We start from the raw sequence: 16,366 nt of genomic DNA, 5'->3' as shown, positions 1-16,366 counted from the left end.
CATCCGATGTCTGGGGCGACAGGAGGCCGGCCGTGGCAGTCACCGACGAGGCGATCGAGAAGATCAAGGGGATGATCGTCTCCGGTGCGCTGCGCCCGGGCGACCGGCTGCCGAAGGAGAGCGAGCTGGCCGCCGAGCTGGGCCTGTCCCGCAACTCCCTGCGGGAGGCGGTCCGCGCGCTGTCGCTCATCCGTATCCTCGACGTACGGCAGGGCGACGGCACCTATGTCACCAGCCTCGATCCGCAGCTGCTGCTGGAGGCGATGAGCTTCGTCGTGGACTTCCACCGCGACGACACGGTGCTGGAGTTCCTGGCGGTGCGCCGGATCCTGGAGCCCGCCGCGACCGCGCTGGCGGCCCCTCGGATCGACGCCGGGCAACTGGACGCCCTGGAGGCCCAGTTGGACGCGATGGGCGCGGAGCCGTCGGTGGAGCAGCTGGTCGCGGCCGACCTGGAGTTCCACCGGAGCATCGTGCAGAGCGCCGGGAACTCGGTCCTGTGCTCGCTGCTGGACGGGCTGTCGGGGCCCACCACGCGGGCCCGGATCTGGCGGGGGCTCACCCAGGAGGACGCGGTCGGCCGCACGCTGCGCGAGCACCGGGCGATCCTGGGCGCGCTGCGCGACCGGGACGCGGAGGCGGCGCGTTCCTGGGCGACCGTGCACATCGCGAGCGTGGAGCAGTGGCTGCGGTCCACTCTGTGAGTTCGGCTTCTCTCGCGTGTTCCACGGTGGCGAACGGGGCAGTGATCCGTTCACTCCCCCACGCAAGGGGGCTGCGGGCGCCCCCGCCGGACGCCGTAAGGTTGGTGAGTCAAGCGAGGGCACGTCGGAAGGAGGCACTGGGTGATCGAGCTGGAGGGGGTTCCCGAGCTGATCGACCCAGTCATGGTGGCCGCGTTCGAGGGCTGGAACGATGCCGGCGACGCCGCCTCCACGGCGGTCGCGCATCTGGAACGCGAATGGAAGGGCGAGGTCTTCGCCGCGCTGGACGCCGAGGACTACTACGACTTCCAGGTGAACCGTCCCACGGTGTTCATGGACGGCGGTGTGCGCAAGATCACGTGGCCGACGACAAGGTTGTCGGTGGTCCGCGTCGGCGGTGAGAAGCCGCGCGACCTGGTGCTGGTCCGGGGCATCGAACCGTCCATGCGCTGGCGTTCGTTCTGCAACGAGCTGCTGGGCTTCGCGCACGAGCTGGGCGTGGAGCTGGTGGTCATCCTGGGCGCCCTGCTCGGGGACACCCCGCACACGCGTCCGGTGCCGGTCAGCGGGGTCACGTCCGACCCGGACCTGGCCCGCCGGATGGACCTGGAGGAGACCAAGTACGAGGGGCCGACGGGCATCGTCGGCGTCCTCCAGGAGGCGTGCACGCACGCGGGCGTCCCGGCGGTCTCGCTGTGGGCGGCCGTACCGCACTACGTGTCCCAGCCGCCCAACCCGAAGGCGACGCTGGCACTGCTCAACCGCCTGGAGGACCTGCTCGACCTGCGCATCCCGCAGGGGGAGCTGCCCGAGGACGCGCGGGCCTGGCAGGTGGGCGTGGACCAGCTGGCCGCCGAGGACAGCGAGGTCGCCGAGTACGTCCAGACGCTGGAGGAGGCCCGGGACACCGCCGAGCTGCCGGAGGCGTCCGGTGAGGCGATCGCGCGGGAGTTCGAGCGGTATCTGCGGCGCCGGGACGTGGGCCCTCCGGGCGGCAAGCCGAGGCCTCCGGCGGCTGGGAGCGGGTCCAAGGAGGACGACGAGGACAGCCCGGAGGACTGAGGGTACGAAGAAGGGGCGGTTCCCTGGCGGGAAGCGCCCCTTCTTCGTGTTGCCGACGCGTCGTGGGATGCCCCGCGGGGCCGTCGGGCGGCTGCCCGCCCGTCCGTGGCTTGTCGCGCGGTTCCCCGCGCCCCTTTGGGGCGCTTTACAGGGCCACGCCCAGCAGCGCATCCACCGCTCGCGTGACCAGGCCGGGCGCGCCCGTGTCCGTGCCGCCCTCCTGTTCCTGCCGGGCCGCCCAGCGGTCCACCGCGGTCAGGGCGGTGGGGGCGTCCAGGTCGTTCGCCAGGGCGTCGCGGATCTCCTCCACCAGCGCGTCGGCGGAGGGGCCGTCGGGCCGGGAGACGGCCGCACGCCAGCGGGCGAGGCGGGCGACGGCGTCCTGGAGGACCTGGTCGGTCCACTCCCAGTCGGCGCGGTAGTGGTGGGAGAGCAGCGCGAGGCGGATGGCGGCGGGGTCGACGCCGTCGCGGCGCAGCGTGGAGACGAAGACCAGGTTGCCCTTGGACTTCGACATCTTCTCGCCGTCCAGGGCGACCATGCCGGCGTGCACGTACGCGTTGGCCATGGGGAACTCGCCGGTGAGCACCTGGGCGTGCGAGGCGCCCATCTCGTGGTGCGGGAAGGCGAGGTCGGAGCCGCCGCCCTGGACGTCGAAGCCCATGCCGAGGTGGTCGAGGGCGATGGCCACGCACTCGATGTGCCAGCCGGGCCGACCCCGGCCGAGGGAGCCGCCGTCCCAGCTGGGCTCGCCGGGCCGGGCCGCCATCCACAGCATGGGGTCGACCGGGTTCTTCTTGCCCGGGCGGTCCGGGTCGCCACCGCGCTCGGCGGACAGCAGCCGCATGGCGGCGGCGTCCAGGTTCGAGACCTTGCCGAAGTGCGGGTCGGACTCGACGGAGAAGTAGATGTCACCCTCCAGCTCGTAGGCCGCGCCGAGGTCGCGCAGCCGCTCCACGAGCGGGACGATGCCGGGTATCGCCTCGACGGCGCCTATGTAGTGCTGCGGCGGGAGCATCCGCAGGGCGGTCATGTCCTCACGGAAGAGGGCGGTCTCCTTCTCGGCGAGGGCGACCCAGTCGACGCCGTCCCGCTCCGCCCGCTCCAGCAGCGGATCGTCGACGTCGGTGACGTTCTGGACGTAGTGGACCTGCCGCTTGGTGTCGAGCCACACGCGCTGAACCAGGTCGAACGCGTTGTAGGTCGCCGCGTGACCCAGGTGGGTCGCGTCGTACGGCGTGATGCCGCAGACATAGATGCGGGCGACGGGACCGGGGTCGAGGGTGACCAGGCCGCCGGTCGCGGTGTCGTGGATCCTCAGGTCGCGGCCCTGACCAGGCAGGGCGGGGACCTCGGAAGCGGGCCAGGCATGCATGTACATGAGCCTAACCGGCGCCGAGCTGCGGATACGAACGGGATCGGGCTGGATGGCCGGTTCCGCGGTCTTGTACCTCGGCGCCGGATGTGCTCACACGGGCGGCCAGGGGATGGCGGGCCACTCCCCGTTCGGCTCCGGATGCAGGCCCGAGGTGAGCAGCGCGTCGACACGCGCGCGCGTGGCGTCGATCTCCGCCGCCGTGATCAGTGCGGCCAGCCGCCGGCCCAGCTCCCCCTCCAGGCCGTCCCGCAGCCCCTTGAGGACGTCCACGGCCTCCGGGGTGAGGGGTTCCCCGGCCCAGCCCCACAGCAGGGTGCGCAGCTTGTTCTCGACGTTGAAGGTGACGCCGTGGTCGATGCCGTAGAGCCGGCCCTCGGCGGTGGGCAGCAGATGGCCGCCCTTGCGGTCGGCGTTGTTGATCACCGCGTCCAGGACGGCGAGCCGGCGCAGCCGCTCGTCGTCGGCGTGCACCAGCAGGGCCGTGCGGCCCTCGCCGACCTCGGCGAACCCGATCGCCTTCCAGCCAGGCTCCGGCTCCTCGCCGTCGACCAGGGCGAGCAGGTCCGCCTCGGCGTGGACGTCGATCCACAGCTGGCACATGCCCTCGCCGTACGGTCCGTCGCGCAGCACGGTGGGCGGCACGAGCCCCCAGCCGGTGGCCTCCGAGACCTGGTAGGCGGCCACCTCGCGGCCCGCGAGGGTGCCGTCGGGGAAGTCCCACAAAGGGCGCTCCCCGGCCACCGGCTTGTAGACACAGGAGGCTTCCCGGCCGTCCAGGGCCACCGTGCAGAACAGCGCCGCGTTGGACGCCTCGCGGATCCGGCCGCGCACGGTCAGCTCACCCCGCGCGAGCAGCTCGGCGGGGTTCGGATCGGCGGTCACGCTCCGCGGCGGTATCCGTTCTGGCGCGGACATACATGTCCTTCCGGATCGAGCGGGAGGCTGCACAGCGGACACGGTGGCCGCCCGGCGTTGACGATGTCGAGGGCGCGTTTGGCGAAGGCCCGGGCCTGCGCGCCGGTCAGCCGGACCCGCAGCATCGGGGGTCCGTTCTCCTCGTCCTGGAGCAACCGCTCCTCGGCCTCGGCGAGGTCCTCCTCGGTGTCGGCTTCCAGCTCGACGAGGGCCTGTGCCTCGACGATCATGCGCTGTTCCTCGCCGTCCCAGGCCAGGGCCATGGTGCCGACGCGGAACTCCTCCTCGACGGGGGTCTCCAGCGGCGCGGTGTCGGCGATCTCGGAGGGGGCCACGGCGGGGACCGCGGCGCTGCCGCCACTACGGCGTACGACCTCGTCGAGCAGCTCGTCCATGCGCTCGGCGAGCGCGGCGACCTGGGTCTTCTCCAGGACCACGCTGGTCACCCGGGGGCCTGCGGTGGCCTGGAGGAAGAACGTACGGCGCCCGGGCAGTCCGACCGTGCCGGCCACGAAGCGGTCCGGCTGGTCGTAGAGGAACACCTGACGGGACACGTCCTGTCTCCATTGATGTCGTGGTTTCGAGCGTTTCAGCAGTGCGGGCCGTGCGGATACGCGATGGGGTGGGTCGCTTCACCCTACTGCGGCCGACGATCACGGTGCGCCCGCACCACCCCCGACCGGTGCGTCGCCGTCGCCGGGTTCCTCGCGCGGGGCGAGCGAAGCGAAATCCCCGGTGTCGCCGAGGCGGACGAGGAAGGGCCGCAGGCGGGTGTAGCGGATGGCGGTGACGGAACAGGGCTCCACGGAGATCCGCTGGAAGAGATCGAGGTGAAGGCCGAGGGCGTCGGCGACGAGCGACTTGATGATGTCACCGTGGGAGCACATCAGGTAGACGGCGTCGGCGCCGTGCTCGCGCTCCACGCGCGCGTTCCACTCGCGTACGGCCTCGGCGGCGCGGGTCTGCATGGCCCGCATGGACTCCCCGCCGGGGAAGGCGGCGGCGGACGGGTGGGCCTGGACGACCTCCATCAGCGGCTCGTCCTTCAATTCGGCGAGCTTGCGGCCGGACCAGTCGCCGTAGTCGCACTCCCCGATCCGCTCCTCGGTGTGGACGGGCAGGCCGGGGCGGGCCTCCAGCAGGGGCCGTACGGTCTCCTGGCAACGCTGGAGCGGGCTGGTGACGACCGCGGCGAGCGGCAGGCCGGCGAGCCTTGCGGGCAGCGCGGCGGCCTGCGCGGTGCCGCGCTCGTCCAGGGCGACGCCGGGCGTCCACCCGGCGAGCACGCCCGAGGTGTTGGCGGTGGAACGTCCGTGCCTTACGAGGATCAGCGTGGGCATGCGGACCAGGGTAGGCGCATGAAGGAGTGCGTCGGCGGCTGGGCGAAGGGAGAATGCGCAGCGTGATCGTTGACTGCGCCATCTATCGGCACGGGCACCGCACCGAGGGGCCGGAGGACATGTCCGACGCGCTCGCCGAGGCGCGGGCGGCCGGCGGCTTCGTGTGGATCGGGCTGCACGAGCCGTCCGAGCGGGAGTTCGACCTGGTCACCCAGGAGTTCGGGCTGCATCCACTGGCCGTGGAGGACGCCCTCAAGGCGCATCAGCGGCCCAAGCTGGAGGTGTACGACGACTCGCTGTTCATGGTGCTGAAACCGGTCGTGTACGAACCCGAGAGCGACGCGGTCTCCGCCGGCGAGGTGATGGTCTTCGTCGGCGACTGTTTCGTGGTGACCGTCCGGCACGGCGAGTGCTCGCCGCTGGCGGCGGTGCGGCACCGGCTGGAGGAGGAGCCGGAGATGCTCGACAAGGGCCCCACCGCCGTGCTGTACGCCATCGCGGACGCCACCGTCGACCATTATCTGGAGGTGGCGACGGAGTTGCAGACCGACCTGGACGAGCTGGAGGCGGAGGTGTTCCAGCCGGAGACCGGCGGTTCCCGTAACACCGCGTCCCGGATCTACACCTTCAAGCGGCAGGTCCTGGAGTTCCGCCGGGCCACCGGGCCACTGGCGCTGCCGCTGACCCGGCTGGCCGGCAACGGCCCGCTCGGCGGCACCGTGCCCTTCGTGCACGACACGGCGCGGCCCTTCTTCCGGGACGTGGGCGACCACCTCACGCGCGTGAACGAGTCCGTGGAGGCCCTGGACCGGCTGGTGTCGGACATCCTCTCCGCCCACCTGGCGCAGATGAGCGTGCGGCAGAACGACGACATGCGGAAGATCTCCGCGTGGGCGGCGATGGCCGCCGTCCCCACGCTGATCGCGGGCATCTACGGCATGAACTTCGACCACATGCCCGAGCTGCACTGGCTGTGGTCGTATCCGGCGGTGATCCTGGCGATGGCCGCGCTGGAGGCGCTGCTGTACCGGCAGTTCAAGCGGCGCGGCTGGCTGTGAGCGCGGTTCAGGGGAACTCGGAGGCGGGCGCCGCCGGACCGCCCAGGGCGTCGCGGCGCTCGGGCATGGTGAGGGTGACCATGCGATGCCAGCCGGCGAGGCGCTCGTAGGCGTACACGGCGTGGATGCCGGCCGCGAGCAGCGCGGACTTTGCCTTCGGCCAGCCGAGGATGCGGGCCATCTGGGCCATGACGGCGAGACTGACGTCCCGGTGGACGCGGATCTCGGTGAGCGCGCACGCGCGCAGGGTGCGCTGGATCAGCCGGCCGTGCCCGGCGGCGGCGAGGCGCAGCAGTTCCTCGTGGGTGTAGGCGAGGTGGTTGTCCTCGTCGTCGGAGATCATGCGGACGGCCTTGCCGATCTCCGGGTGGTCGGCGAAGTACGTCCTGAGCAGCCCCAGCTGCTCGGCGGCGCGCTGTTCGGTGACCCGGCTGTGCGCGAGGTAGACGATGACGTCCCGCACGGTGAGCGGCTCGTCCCGGCGGAGCTTGTCGTGGGCGAGGCCGATGCCGTACCGCTCCAGGAGCATCGTGTAGTCGGTCTCCGGTGGGACGGGGACGGGGGTGAGGCCGCGCTTCCTCAGCAGGGCGGTGAAGATGCGCCCGTGCTTGTCCTCGTCGGCGCCGTGCCGGGCGATCTTCGGGGCCAGCGCGCGTTCGCTCTCCGGCACCAGCGCGGCGATCCGCCCGTTCTCCCAGCCGCCCTGGGCCTCCCCGCTGGCGGCGATGGAGCAGAAGAGCCGGAAGGACTCGTCGTTGTCGAGGATCTCCTGGAACAGACTCCTGGCCGACAGCATGGCAGACACCTCTCCGCAGCTCCGCCGGACTCCGCGAGAACGGATCCCGCGAAGAACGAGTCAAATGCGGAGGACAGGGTGCCGCAACAGGGGGTGAGGGCGGACTGGGCCGAACGGAGGACAGGGGGCTGGGCGACAGGCCGGGTCCTCGTGCCACCGGAGTCGTGAAGGCCGAGTGCGGCGGGGGTCGTGAAGACCGATGCCGCTGGGGTCGTGAAGGCCGAGTGCCGCTGGAGTCGTGAAAGAAAGGGGGCGCGGTCGTAACCGCGCGGTGCCGGGCGCGTTGTTCCCGGTGACGGCCGTGGCGGGGAAGACCCCCGAGCCCCCACCACGGCCGCTGACATCCCCCTACGCGAGCCCGGCGCGCTCCAGCGCCTCGCTGCCGGCCCGCAGGGAGGCGATCCGCTCCTCCAGCGTGAAGCCGGCCGGGGCGAGGCTGAGGGTGGTGACCCCGGCGGCGGCGTAGGCCTTCATCCGGTCGGCGATCCGGTCGACGGAGCCCAGCAGGGTGGTCCGGTCGATGAGGTCCTGCGGGATCGCGGCGGCGGCACCCTGCTTGTCGCCGGACAGGTACGCCCGCTGGATCTCGGCGGCCTCCTTCTCGTACCCCATGCGCTGGGCGAGCTGGTTGTAGAAGTTCTGCTTGGCGCTGCCCATGCCGCCGACGTACAGCGCGGTGTACGGGCGGAAGGTGTCGGCGAGCCGGGCCACGTCCTTGTCGTCGCCGAGGGCGATCGGCAGGGTCGGGCACACGTCGAAGCCGTCGAGCGTCAGCCCCGCCTTCTCCCGGCCCGCGCGGAGGTACTTGACCGTGGTCTCCTCCAGGTGCTCGGCGGAGGGGAAGATCAGCAGCGCGCCGTCGGCGATCTCGCCGGTCTGCTCCAGGTTCTTCGGGCCGATGGCGGCGATGTAGAGCGGGATGTGCTCGCGCTGCGGGTGCACGGTCAGCTTGATCGGCTTGCCGGGGCCGCCGGGCAGCGGCAGCGTCCAGTGCTCGCCCTCGTACGTCAGCCGCTCTCGGGTCATCGCCCTGCGGACGATCTCCACGTACTCGCGGGTGCGGGCGAGCGGCTTGTCGAACTTGACGCCGTACCAGCCCTCGGAGACCTGCGGGCCCGAGACGCCGAGGCCGAGCCGGAACCGGCCGCCGGAGAGCGAGTCGAGCGTGGCCGCGGTCATCGCGGTCATCGCGGGCTGGCGGGCCGGGATCTGGAAGATGGCCGAGCCGACGTCGATGCGCTCGGTCTGCGCGGCGACCCAGCTGAGCACCGTGGCGGCGTCGGAGCCGTAGGCCTCGGCGGCCCAGCACACCGCGTAGCCCAGCCGGTCGGCCTCCTGCGCCACGGCCAGGTTGTCGCCGTCCATTCCGGCACCCCAGTAGCCGAGGTTGATCCCGAGCTGCATGGCCGAATCCCCTTACCCATGAGTAACGTCCTGTGCGGCAGACCTTAGCGCGGGGGCGGGGGTCGGGGGCAGGGTGCCCGGCTCCGGCGGGTCCTCGGCGGGTCCTCGGCGGTGCCTCGACGGTTCCTCGACGGTAGTTCGGCTGCGGGCCGGTGGGGGCCGGGCGCGCAGGTCCTCGCGCCCTTCGGGGCACTCCGAACGGGTTATCCACAGGCAACCCACCGCACCGGTTCTGGCCAGTAATCTCGCGGTCATGGAGCAGAGGCATCTCGGCCGGACCGGCCTGCGCGTGTCCCGGATCGGACTCGGCACCCTCACCTGGGGCCGGGACACCGACGAGCACGACGCCGCGGACATGCTAAAGGCGTTCTGGGAGGCCGGCGGCACCCTCGTCGACACCGCGGACGTGTACGGCGACGGGGAGGCGGAGTATCTGCTGGGGCAGCTCATGGACGGCCTGGTGCCCCGCCGGGACCTCGTCATCTCCACCAAGGCCGGCAGCGTGCCCGACCCCGACCGCCGGTTCGACGGCTCCCGCGGCCATCTGCTCGCCGCGCTCGACGCCTCCCTGGCCCGCCTCGGCACGGACTACGTCGACCTGTGGCACATCCACGCCTACGACCCCGACACCCCCCTGGAGGAGACGCTCCACGCCCTCGACCTCGCGGTGAGCAGCGGCCGGGCCCGGTATGCGGGAGTGTCCAATTTCTGCGGCTGGCAGCTGGCCAAGGCGGCCACCTGGCAGCTCGCCGCGCCGGGCGTCCGCACCCGGCTGGCCAGCACGCAGATGGAGTACTCGCTGCTCCAGCGGGGCGTGGAGCGCGAGGTGCTGCCCGCCGCGCTCGACCTCGGCGTGGGCCTGCTGCCCTCCTCCCCGCTCGGCCGGGGCGTGCTGACCGGCAAGTACCGGCACGCCACTCCCCCGGACTCGCGCGGCGCCTCCGAACACCTGGCGCCGTTCGTGGAGCCGTATCTGGACGACACGGCGACCCGCATCGTGGACGCGGTGACGACGGCCGCCGACGGGCTCGCGGTCACCCCGCTCCAGGTGGCCCTCGCCTGGGTCCGGGACCGGCCCGGTGTGGCCGCGCCGATCGTGGGCGCGCGCAACGCGCAGCAGCTCACGGCGGCGTTGTCAGTGGAGGCCCTTAGTCTTCCTGACGAGATCTGCCGGGCGCTGGACGATGTGTCGGCGCCCGTGCACCGCTATCCCGATCACGACTGGAGCACGCTGTGAGCACGGAGCCGGAGACCACGGAGGAAGCCGGGCCGGGGACGCCGGACACACCGGGGACCACGGAACAGGGCACCGACGGGGCCGTCACGGCCGACGCCGCAAGCGCGGACGCGGCCGGCGACTCCGACGGCGCCGATGCCGTCGGCGCTTCGGACGGTGCGGGTGACGCCGACGGCTCGGACGGTACGAATGCCGCGGACGGCTCCGAGGGCGCCGAGGGCGCCGCTGCCGAGGGCGCCGAGGGTGCCGAGGGTGCCGCTGCCGAGGGTGGCGCCGCCGCTGCCGAGTTGTCCGAGGCGGAGGCGGAGTTGGCCGCACAGCGGATCGAGCGGGAGCGGATCGAGCGGCGCAAGGCCGAGAAGAGCGGCCGGATCGACAGCGGCGCCAAGCTCAGCGGCAAGGCGGCCGACCTGCTCGCGGCGGTCCGGGCCGTGGAGGCCGGCGAGAAGCCGGTGGCCGCGGTGTTCGCGGAGCCCGCACCGGCACCGCGCCGCCCCGCCCCGGAACCGGTTCCCAGGCCCCAGCCGGCCCCCGCCCCGGTCGTACCCAGCGGCCCCGCGCCGGAGACCGTCGACGCCGTGCGCCGCGTGCTGACCGAGGGCGGCGCGCCCGACACCCTGGCCCCCCAGGTCGCCGCGGCCCTCGGCGAGGGCGCCGACACCGCGCTCCGGGAGGACCCCTGGCAGCTGCTCCGGGTCGGCGGTGTACGGCCGGAGCAGGCCGACGGCTTCGCCCGGGCGCTGCTCGGCGCCGCCTGCGGCCCGGACGACGAGCGGCGGGGCCGCGCGGTGACCGTCTGGCTGCTGGAGCAGGCGGCCGTGGCCGGACACACCGCCCTGGAGCTGCCCACGCTCACCTCGGCGCTCGGCAAGCAGGGCGTGCCGGACCCGGACGCGGCGGTGCAGGGCACGCTCGCCGAGGGCGAGGCGCTGGTGTTCCAGGACGCCCTGGAGGAGCCCGGTGCCCCCGCGCCCCAGGAGAGCGACGAGGACACCGACGAGGAACGGGAGCGGCCGGTCCGGGTCCTGGTCGGCCTGGAGCGGTACGCACTGGCCGAGGAGAGCCTCGCCGACGGGCTGGCCCGGCTGGTCAACTCCCTGTCCAAGGAGGCCGGGCAGGCCTGGGAGGCCACCGCGGGCGGGGTGTCCGGCGGTGCGGCCGAGCTGGCCCGCGCGGTCGCCGGGCACGGCCTGGTGCTGCACACCGGCGGGGAGGCGGCCCGCGCCGAACCGGCCGCGCTGCTCGGTGCCGCCCGTGCAGCGGGCCTGCGGGCCTTCGCCGCCTGCCACACCCCGGACGGGCGCCGGCGTCTGGCCGAGCGGCTGGGCGGGGAGCCGGCGGAGCATGGCGTGGGCACGGTCGCGGGGCTGCTGTCCGGCGCCGAGGGCCCGGGCCGCGACGCGGACGGCGCCCTGGAACTCGATCTGCTGATCGTGCTGGACGCGCCCCAGCTCGACGTGGAGAGCGCCGCGATGCTGGTGGAGTCGCTGCCCGACGGGGCCCGGCTGCTGCTCAGCGGCGACCCCGGGGTGCTGTGGTCGGCCGGTCCTGGCCGGGTCTTCGCCGACCTGCTCGCGGCCCGTGCCTGCCCGCAGATCGCCTCCCGCGTCCCGGACCCCGGTCCGCTCGGCGAGCTGGTCTCCGGCATCGGCGTCGGCGAGCTGAACCAGGTCGCCGCGCCCGGCAAGGAGATCGTCATCGTGCCGGTGCGGGACGCGGGCGAGGCCGTCCACCGGACGGTGCAGCTGGTCGCGGACTCGGTGCCACGGGCGATCGGCGTCCCGGCCGACCAGACCGTGGTGATCACCCCGGGCCACGGCGGCGCCGCGGGCACCCGCGCCCTCAACTCCGCCCTTAAGGAGCGCCTCAACCCCGGCCCCGGCCGGTTCGGCGGCTTCGACCCCGGCGACCGGATCGCCTACTCCCCCGCGCCGGGGCGCACCGTGCCGGGTGTGGTGGTGAAGGCCGACGCCGACGGGCTGCACCTGTCGTGCGCCGGCGCCCCCGTCGTCGTACCGCGCGAGCGGGTGGAGGGCAGCGTCCGGCACGGCTGGGCGCTGACCGCGCACCAGGCGGTGGGCACCCGCTGGCCGGCGGCGGTCGTGGTCCTCCCCGGCGACGCGGCGCAGGCCCTCAGCCGGGCCTGGGTGTACACGGCGTTCGGCCGGGCGGAACGGCACCTGTCCGTCGTCCACGGCGTGGAGCAGGCCCTGCCGAAGGCGGTGGCCGAGATCCCGCCCAAGCCCCGCACGACCCGCCTCCAGACGCTGCTGCGCCCGCAGGAGGCCTGACTTTCCTCTCGGCCGCGCGTGCACGCGATCCGACTTTCAGCTCGTCGATGCGCCGGTGCTCGCCCGGCGAGGCGCCGCCGCGACGGCGATCAGCGACGACGGCGGATTCCGGCGGTGCCGTACCGCTCCCAGGCCCCTACGGCACCGCCGACCCCGCTCACTTCTCGGCGTCGATCGGCTCCAGCTCCCCGTCCTCGTCCTCGTCGACGAAGTCGATGTCGTCCTCGCCGTCGGAGACCTCGTCGTCGAACACCGCGCTCACGTCGAACCGGCACACCACCTGCTGCGGGTCGATGTGCTCGAACGGCGCCTCCAGCCACTCCCCGGCCTCGGGCGGCTCCTCGGCCGCGGTGACCCAGAGCGTGGAGTCGCCCTCCTCCAGGCCGAACTCCTTGTGCCGGGAGGCGATCTCGTCCGGTTCGAACTCGCCGAAGAGGATGCCCAGCGCCCCTGGGACCGTCCCGGCGGCATCGTCTTCGTCCACGACGTCGTCGTACTCCGCCGCCTCGACCCGCTGGGCCTGCGCCAGCAGCCGCTGGGGTTCCGCCACGGTGTAGTCGCGGCGGATCAGCACACTGATCGCGTTGGGCTCCTCCGGGCCCGCGTACGGCGGCAGCGCCTCCTCCGCGCCGGGGATCTCGAAGGGCGTGACCTCGTCGTAACCGTCGTAGAGCAGTTCGTCGTACGCCTCGGCGGCAGCGGCCAGCTGGTTGAACGCCTCGGACACGGCCGGGTCGTCCTCCCCCGACCTGCGTTCGACCGCGGCGAGATGACGGTCGAGCGCGGTCTTGACGGCCTCGGCGGCGGCGCGTACCTCGGCAGCGGTGGGCTGCGCAGCATCAGACATAGTGCAGACGCTATCCGTACCAGGCACCAGCCCGCACAATAGATGCGATGGCGGAATACGAATTTGTCGACGTGTACGTACCTCGCGGGGTCTCCCGCAAGGAGGCCACACGTCTGCTGACGGACCATGCCGAGTACGGACACTGGGAGTTGGACCGACTGAGCCTGTTGCGCGACGGCAGCCGCAGGGTGCGGTTGCGCCGGCGGATCATCCGCCAGGTGCGAGCGACATGGTGAGCGTGATCACAGGGTGAGTGTGGACGGATGAACGGAGCGGGCCCCCGCCGGCATGGCAAGGCCCGCTCCGTTTCGGGTCACGCCTTGGCGCGACCGTTCTTCCGGTCACGCCTTGGCGCGTGCCTTGCGGTAGAGCACCGCGCCCGCGAGCAGCGCGCCAGTGCCGGCCGGCAGGGCGATGCCGAGCGGCACCTCACTGCCCGTGTGGGCGAGCTGGGCGGTGCCCAGGGGCTGGCCGGCGCGGCCCACCTGGGCGTTGACCTGGGACGTACTGTGCGTCCCGGAGCCGCCCTTGCCGGTGTGGGAGCCGGTGCCGGTGCCGGGATGCCCCGGGTTGCCGGGGTGACCCGGATTGCCAGGGTGCCCCGGGTTGCCCGGCTTACCGGGGTGCCCGGGCTCTCCCGGCTTCCCCGGATGCCCGGGCTCCCCCGGCTTTCCCGGATGCCCAGGCTCTCCCGGCTGGCCCGGGTGCCCCGGATGTCCGGGCTTCCCGGGCGGATTGCCGTACCCGCCCGCGTTGGCGCAGTCGTTCCCGACCGCGGCGTTCCCCACCCCGATGACGTCGACGCTGTTGCCGCACACGTTCACCGGGACGTCGATCGGCACCTGCACGGTGTTGCCGGAGCCGACGCCCGGCGAGCCGCCGGAGTGGCCGCCCGCGTGCGAGCCGCCGGTGCTGCCGTGGTGACCCCCCGAGGCGCCGCCGTGGTTGGCGCATGTGTTGCCCACCGACGGGTTCAGGAGCCCGACGACGTTCACGGTGTTGCCGCAGATGTTCACCGGTGCGTGCACGGGTGCCTGCACCGTGTTGCCGGACAGTACGCCGGGTGAGCCCCCGGCGGAGCCCGCCGCACCCGAGTCGGCGTGTGCGTAGCCGCTCGCGGCCGCGATCACACCGGTCGCGGCGGCCATGGTCATCAGGCCCTTGCGCGTGCCCTGTCGCATGCTGAATTCCCCCCTGCCTTCCATGTCTTCGTTCGTCTTCGTTCGGAAAGACCGGTCGGCCTCGGAGCGCATGGCGCGCGCTCCGAGGCCGACGGCTCGTAAAAGACGCCCCTCAGGGAGCCGACGTCACTTGTTGACGCAGGCGTTGCCGAAGGCGGGGTTCAGGAGCCCGATCACGTTGATCGTGTTGCCGCACACGTTCACCGGGACGTGCACGGGCACCTGGATGACGTTGCCGGACACGACGCCCGGGGAGTGCACGGCGGCACCCTGGGCTCCGGAATCGGCGACGGCCAGGCCCGCGCCCGCGAGAACCAGCCCACCGGTGGCAGCCGCAGCAGCGACGACCTTCTTGATCATTGTTCCTCCTTGTTGGCAATGCGACCCCAAGGCGCGGGATCACATCAGATGCAACGAGGAGGAACTAATGAAGCTACGAGACTATCGTCGCATTCACCCTTCTCAGTCGATCTCGTACGGCTGCCCGATTACCGTGGCGCGCCCCTCGCCGGGGGCACGGACTCATGACGCGTCGATGAACCGGTCGAGCACCCGCACGCCGAACTTCAGCCCGTCCACCGGCACCCGCTCGTCCACGCCGTGGAACATGCCGGCGAAGTCCAGCTCCGGCGGCAGCTTCAGCGGCGCGAAGCCGAAGCCGCGGATGCCGAGGTCGTCGAAGGACTTGGCGTCGGTGCCGCCGGAGAGCATGTAGGGGATCGCCTTGGCGGTCGGGTCCTCGGCGAGCAGGGCGGACTGCATGGCCTCGACCAGGGCGCCGTCGAAGGTGGTCTCGACGGCCTTGTCGGCGTGCACGTCCTCGCGGCGGACCTTCGGGCCGAGGAGCCGGTCCAGGTCGGCGAGGAACTCCTCCTCGTGGCCGGGCAGGAACCGTCCGTCGATGTGGGCGGTGGCCTCGCCCGGGATGACGTTGACCTTGTAACCGGCGTTCAGCTGGGTGGGGTTGGCGGTGTTGCTCAGGGTCGCGCCGATCAGCTTGGCGATGCCGCCGAGCTTGGCGAGGGTGGACTCCATGTCCTCCGGGTCCAGCTCGGTGCCGAGCGCGTCGCCCAGCTCGTCGAGGAAGGCCCGGGTGGTCTTGGTGACCCGCACCGGGAACTTGTGCCGGCCGACCCGGGCGACGGCCTCGGACAGCTCGGTGATGGCGTTGTCGCGGTGGATCATCGAGCCGTGCCCGGCGGTCCCGGCCACGGTCAGCTTCATCCAGTGCATGCCCTTCTCGGCCGTCTGGATCAGATAGAGCCGCCGCTGCTCGTCCACGGTGAAGGAGAAGCCGCCGACCTCGCTGATCGCCTCGGTGACGCCCTCGAACAGCTCGGGGTGGTGGTCGACCAGGTAACGGGCGCCGTACGTGCCGCCCGCCTCCTCGTCGGCGAGGAAGGCGACGACGATGTCCCGCGGCGGCCGGCGCCCGCTGCGCAGCCGGTCGCGGACGAGCGCCAGCGTCATGGCGTCCATGTCCTTCATGTCGACGGCCCCGCGTCCCCACACGCAGCCGTCGGCGATCTCGCCGGAGAACGGGTGGTGGGTCCAGTCGACCGCGTTGGCCGGTACGACATCCAGGTGGCCGTGGATGAGCAGCGCGGGCCGGGACGGGTCCTCGCCCTCGATGCGGGCCACCGTGGAGGCGCGGCCGGGGTGCGACTCGTAGATCTTCGGCTCCAGCCCGACCTCGGCGAGCTTCTCGGCGACCCACTCGGCGGCCTTGCGCTCGCCGGGGCCGGAGTGGTCGCCGTAGTTGCTGGTGTCGAACCGGATCAGCTCGCGGCAGAGGTCCACGACCTCGTCCTCGCCGGTGACGCTCCTGGTCGTGTCCGTCTCGCTCACGCTGCTTCCTCCCACTGTCACTGCTGGTGGTCCCTGTCATCCTCTCTCCGGCGCCGCCCCGGGCCCAAGACCGGTCCCGGCCCGTCACACGCCGTTCACGCCCCCCGGCCCCGGGACCGGGGGTGATCAGCCACTCCCGAAAGCCTGGTAATGTTTCCTTCGTCGCCGCGAGGGAAACCCCGCCGGGGGAACCTCGCACGACAGACACCTTGTCCGGGTGGCGGAATGGCAGACGCGCTAGCTTGAGGTGCTAGTGCCCTTTATCGGGCGTGGGGGTTCAAGTCCCCCCTCGGACACCACAGCGA

16 protein-coding genes and 1 tRNA gene are annotated in these 16,366 nt (G+C 72.5%); 7 read left to right on the top strand and 10 right to left on the bottom strand.

The window, feature by feature from the left end; all coding sequences use genetic code 11:
• Positions 1-32: 32 nt before the first annotated feature.
• Positions 33-704 (top strand): FadR/GntR family transcriptional regulator, encoded by a 672-nt coding sequence (locus tag ACZ4WH_RS02570; RefSeq protein ID WP_468175787.1) that lies wholly within the window; start codon positions 33-35, stop codon positions 702-704.
• Positions 705-845: 141 nt separating this feature from the next.
• Complete coding sequence (locus tag ACZ4WH_RS02565; RefSeq protein WP_468175784.1) at positions 846-1,766, top strand: PAC2 family protein; 921 nt, start codon at positions 846-848, stop codon at positions 1,764-1,766.
• A 145-nt stretch (positions 1,767-1,911) separates the two neighbouring features.
• Here ACZ4WH_RS02565 and mshC read toward each other — a convergent pair whose 3' ends face one another.
• The 4 genes from mshC to ACZ4WH_RS02545 all read right to left on the bottom strand — a co-directional run bounded on the left by mshC (position 1,912) and on the right by ACZ4WH_RS02545 (position 5,399).
• The gene (gene mshC / locus ACZ4WH_RS02560) at positions 1,912-3,141 is read right to left on the bottom strand and encodes a cysteine--1-D-myo-inosityl 2-amino-2-deoxy-alpha-D-glucopyranoside ligase (protein WP_468175781.1); all 1,230 of its coding nucleotides are present in this window, start codon (positions 3,139-3,141) and stop codon (positions 1,912-1,914) included.
• 93 nt (positions 3,142-3,234) lie between these two features.
• Positions 3,235-4,059, bottom strand: a complete 825-nt coding sequence (locus ACZ4WH_RS02555; protein WP_468175778.1) for an SCO1664 family protein — start codon at positions 4,057-4,059, stop codon at positions 3,235-3,237.
• On the bottom strand, positions 4,023-4,613 hold the full coding sequence (locus tag ACZ4WH_RS02550) for a DUF3090 domain-containing protein (protein WP_189814765.1): 591 nt from the start codon (positions 4,611-4,613) through the stop codon (positions 4,023-4,025). The genes ACZ4WH_RS02555 and ACZ4WH_RS02550 overlap by 37 nt, the downstream gene beginning before the upstream one ends.
• Positions 4,614-4,712: 99 nt before the next feature.
• Positions 4,713-5,399, bottom strand: coding sequence for a histidine phosphatase family protein (locus tag ACZ4WH_RS02545; protein WP_468175775.1), 687 nt, complete (start codon positions 5,397-5,399; stop codon positions 4,713-4,715).
• Between the two features lie 62 nt (positions 5,400-5,461).
• On the opposite strand from ACZ4WH_RS02545, the gene corA reads away from it, so the two are divergent.
• A complete protein-coding gene (gene corA, locus ACZ4WH_RS02540; RefSeq protein WP_468175772.1) occupies positions 5,462-6,457 on the top strand; it encodes a magnesium/cobalt transporter CorA in 996 nt (331 codons plus the stop codon).
• A gap of 7 nt (positions 6,458-6,464) precedes the next feature.
• Here the strand turns inward: corA and ACZ4WH_RS02535 are convergent, their stop codons facing one another.
• On the bottom strand, positions 6,465-7,253 hold the full coding sequence (locus ACZ4WH_RS02535; protein WP_468175769.1) for a ferritin-like domain-containing protein: 789 nt from the start codon (positions 7,251-7,253) through the stop codon (positions 6,465-6,467).
• A 348-nt stretch (positions 7,254-7,601) separates the two neighbouring features.
• Entirely contained in the window at positions 7,602-8,657 is a 1,056-nt protein-coding gene (locus ACZ4WH_RS02530; RefSeq protein ID WP_468175766.1) for an LLM class F420-dependent oxidoreductase, read from the bottom strand.
• Between the two features lie 253 nt (positions 8,658-8,910).
• On the opposite strand from ACZ4WH_RS02530, the gene ACZ4WH_RS02525 reads away from it, so the two are divergent.
• Both ACZ4WH_RS02525 and ACZ4WH_RS02520 read left to right on the top strand, forming a co-directional pair.
• Positions 8,911-9,894, top strand: coding sequence for an aldo/keto reductase (locus ACZ4WH_RS02525; RefSeq protein WP_468175763.1), 984 nt, complete (start codon positions 8,911-8,913; stop codon positions 9,892-9,894).
• Positions 9,891-12,185 carry a helix-hairpin-helix domain-containing protein gene (locus ACZ4WH_RS02520; RefSeq protein WP_468175760.1) on the top strand — a complete coding sequence of 765 codons (2,295 nt, stop codon included), beginning with the start codon at positions 9,891-9,893 and terminating at the stop codon, positions 12,183-12,185. Before ACZ4WH_RS02525 ends, ACZ4WH_RS02520 begins: the two co-directional genes overlap by 4 nt.
• Positions 12,186-12,342: 157 nt before the next feature.
• Here ACZ4WH_RS02520 and ACZ4WH_RS02515 read toward each other — a convergent pair whose 3' ends face one another.
• Positions 12,343-13,032, bottom strand: a complete 690-nt coding sequence (locus tag ACZ4WH_RS02515; RefSeq protein WP_468175757.1) for a hypothetical protein — start codon at positions 13,030-13,032, stop codon at positions 12,343-12,345.
• A gap of 47 nt (positions 13,033-13,079) precedes the next feature.
• Between ACZ4WH_RS02515 and ACZ4WH_RS02510 the strand changes: the two genes are divergently transcribed.
• Positions 13,080-13,268 carry a DUF5703 family protein gene (locus ACZ4WH_RS02510; RefSeq protein ID WP_468175754.1) on the top strand — a complete coding sequence of 63 codons (189 nt, stop codon included), beginning with the start codon at positions 13,080-13,082 and terminating at the stop codon, positions 13,266-13,268.
• Positions 13,269-13,373: 105 nt separating this feature from the next.
• Here ACZ4WH_RS02510 and ACZ4WH_RS02505 read toward each other — a convergent pair whose 3' ends face one another.
• From ACZ4WH_RS02505 to ACZ4WH_RS02495, 3 genes are all read right to left on the bottom strand, one after another.
• Positions 13,374-14,213, bottom strand: coding sequence for a chaplin family protein (locus tag ACZ4WH_RS02505; RefSeq protein ID WP_468175751.1), 840 nt, complete (start codon positions 14,211-14,213; stop codon positions 13,374-13,376).
• A gap of 126 nt (positions 14,214-14,339) precedes the next feature.
• Positions 14,340-14,573 carry a chaplin ChpH gene (chpH, locus tag ACZ4WH_RS02500; RefSeq protein ID WP_014671723.1) on the bottom strand — a complete coding sequence of 78 codons (234 nt, stop codon included), beginning with the start codon at positions 14,571-14,573 and terminating at the stop codon, positions 14,340-14,342.
• Between the two features lie 162 nt (positions 14,574-14,735).
• Positions 14,736-16,061, bottom strand: a complete 1,326-nt coding sequence (locus ACZ4WH_RS02495) for a M20/M25/M40 family metallo-hydrolase (protein WP_468175748.1) — start codon at positions 16,059-16,061, stop codon at positions 14,736-14,738.
• Positions 16,062-16,272: 211 nt separating this feature from the next.
• Here ACZ4WH_RS02495 and ACZ4WH_RS02490 point away from each other — a divergent pair.
• Positions 16,273-16,360, top strand: a tRNA-Leu gene (locus tag ACZ4WH_RS02490).
• The last annotated feature ends 6 nt before the right edge of the window (positions 16,361-16,366 follow it).

Source organism: Streptomyces sp. NPDC029138 (assembly GCF_055564375.1).
Note: the sequence above shows the minus strand (reverse complement) of the source record. Positions and strands in the feature narration are given on the sequence as shown.

Bases quoted from the DNA above. Each gene is read 5' to 3' on its own strand.
- mshC (WP_468175781.1), bottom strand. From the start codon at position 3,141: ATGCATGCCTGGCCCGCTTCCGAGGTCCCCGCCCTGCCTGGTCAGGGC.
- ACZ4WH_RS02555 (WP_468175778.1), bottom strand. From the start codon at position 4,059: ATGTCCGCGCCAGAACGGATACCGCCGCGGAGCGTGACCGCCGATCCG.
- ACZ4WH_RS02545 (WP_468175775.1), bottom strand. From the start codon at position 5,399: ATGCCCACGCTGATCCTCGTAAGGCACGGACGTTCCACCGCCAACACC.
- ACZ4WH_RS02535 (WP_468175769.1), bottom strand. From the start codon at position 7,253: ATGCTGTCGGCCAGGAGTCTGTTCCAGGAGATCCTCGACAACGACGAG.
- ACZ4WH_RS02530 (WP_468175766.1), bottom strand. From the start codon at position 8,657: ATGCAGCTCGGGATCAACCTCGGCTACTGGGGTGCCGGAATGGACGGC.
- ACZ4WH_RS02525 (WP_468175763.1), top strand. From the start codon at position 8,911: ATGGAGCAGAGGCATCTCGGCCGGACCGGCCTGCGCGTGTCCCGGATC.
- ACZ4WH_RS02515 (WP_468175757.1), bottom strand. From the start codon at position 13,032: ATGTCTGATGCTGCGCAGCCCACCGCTGCCGAGGTACGCGCCGCCGCC.
- ACZ4WH_RS02510 (WP_468175754.1), top strand. From the start codon at position 13,080: ATGGCGGAATACGAATTTGTCGACGTGTACGTACCTCGCGGGGTCTCC.
- ACZ4WH_RS02505 (WP_468175751.1), bottom strand. From the start codon at position 14,213: ATGCGACAGGGCACGCGCAAGGGCCTGATGACCATGGCCGCCGCGACC.
- chpH (WP_014671723.1), bottom strand. From the start codon at position 14,573: ATGATCAAGAAGGTCGTCGCTGCTGCGGCTGCCACCGGTGGGCTGGTT.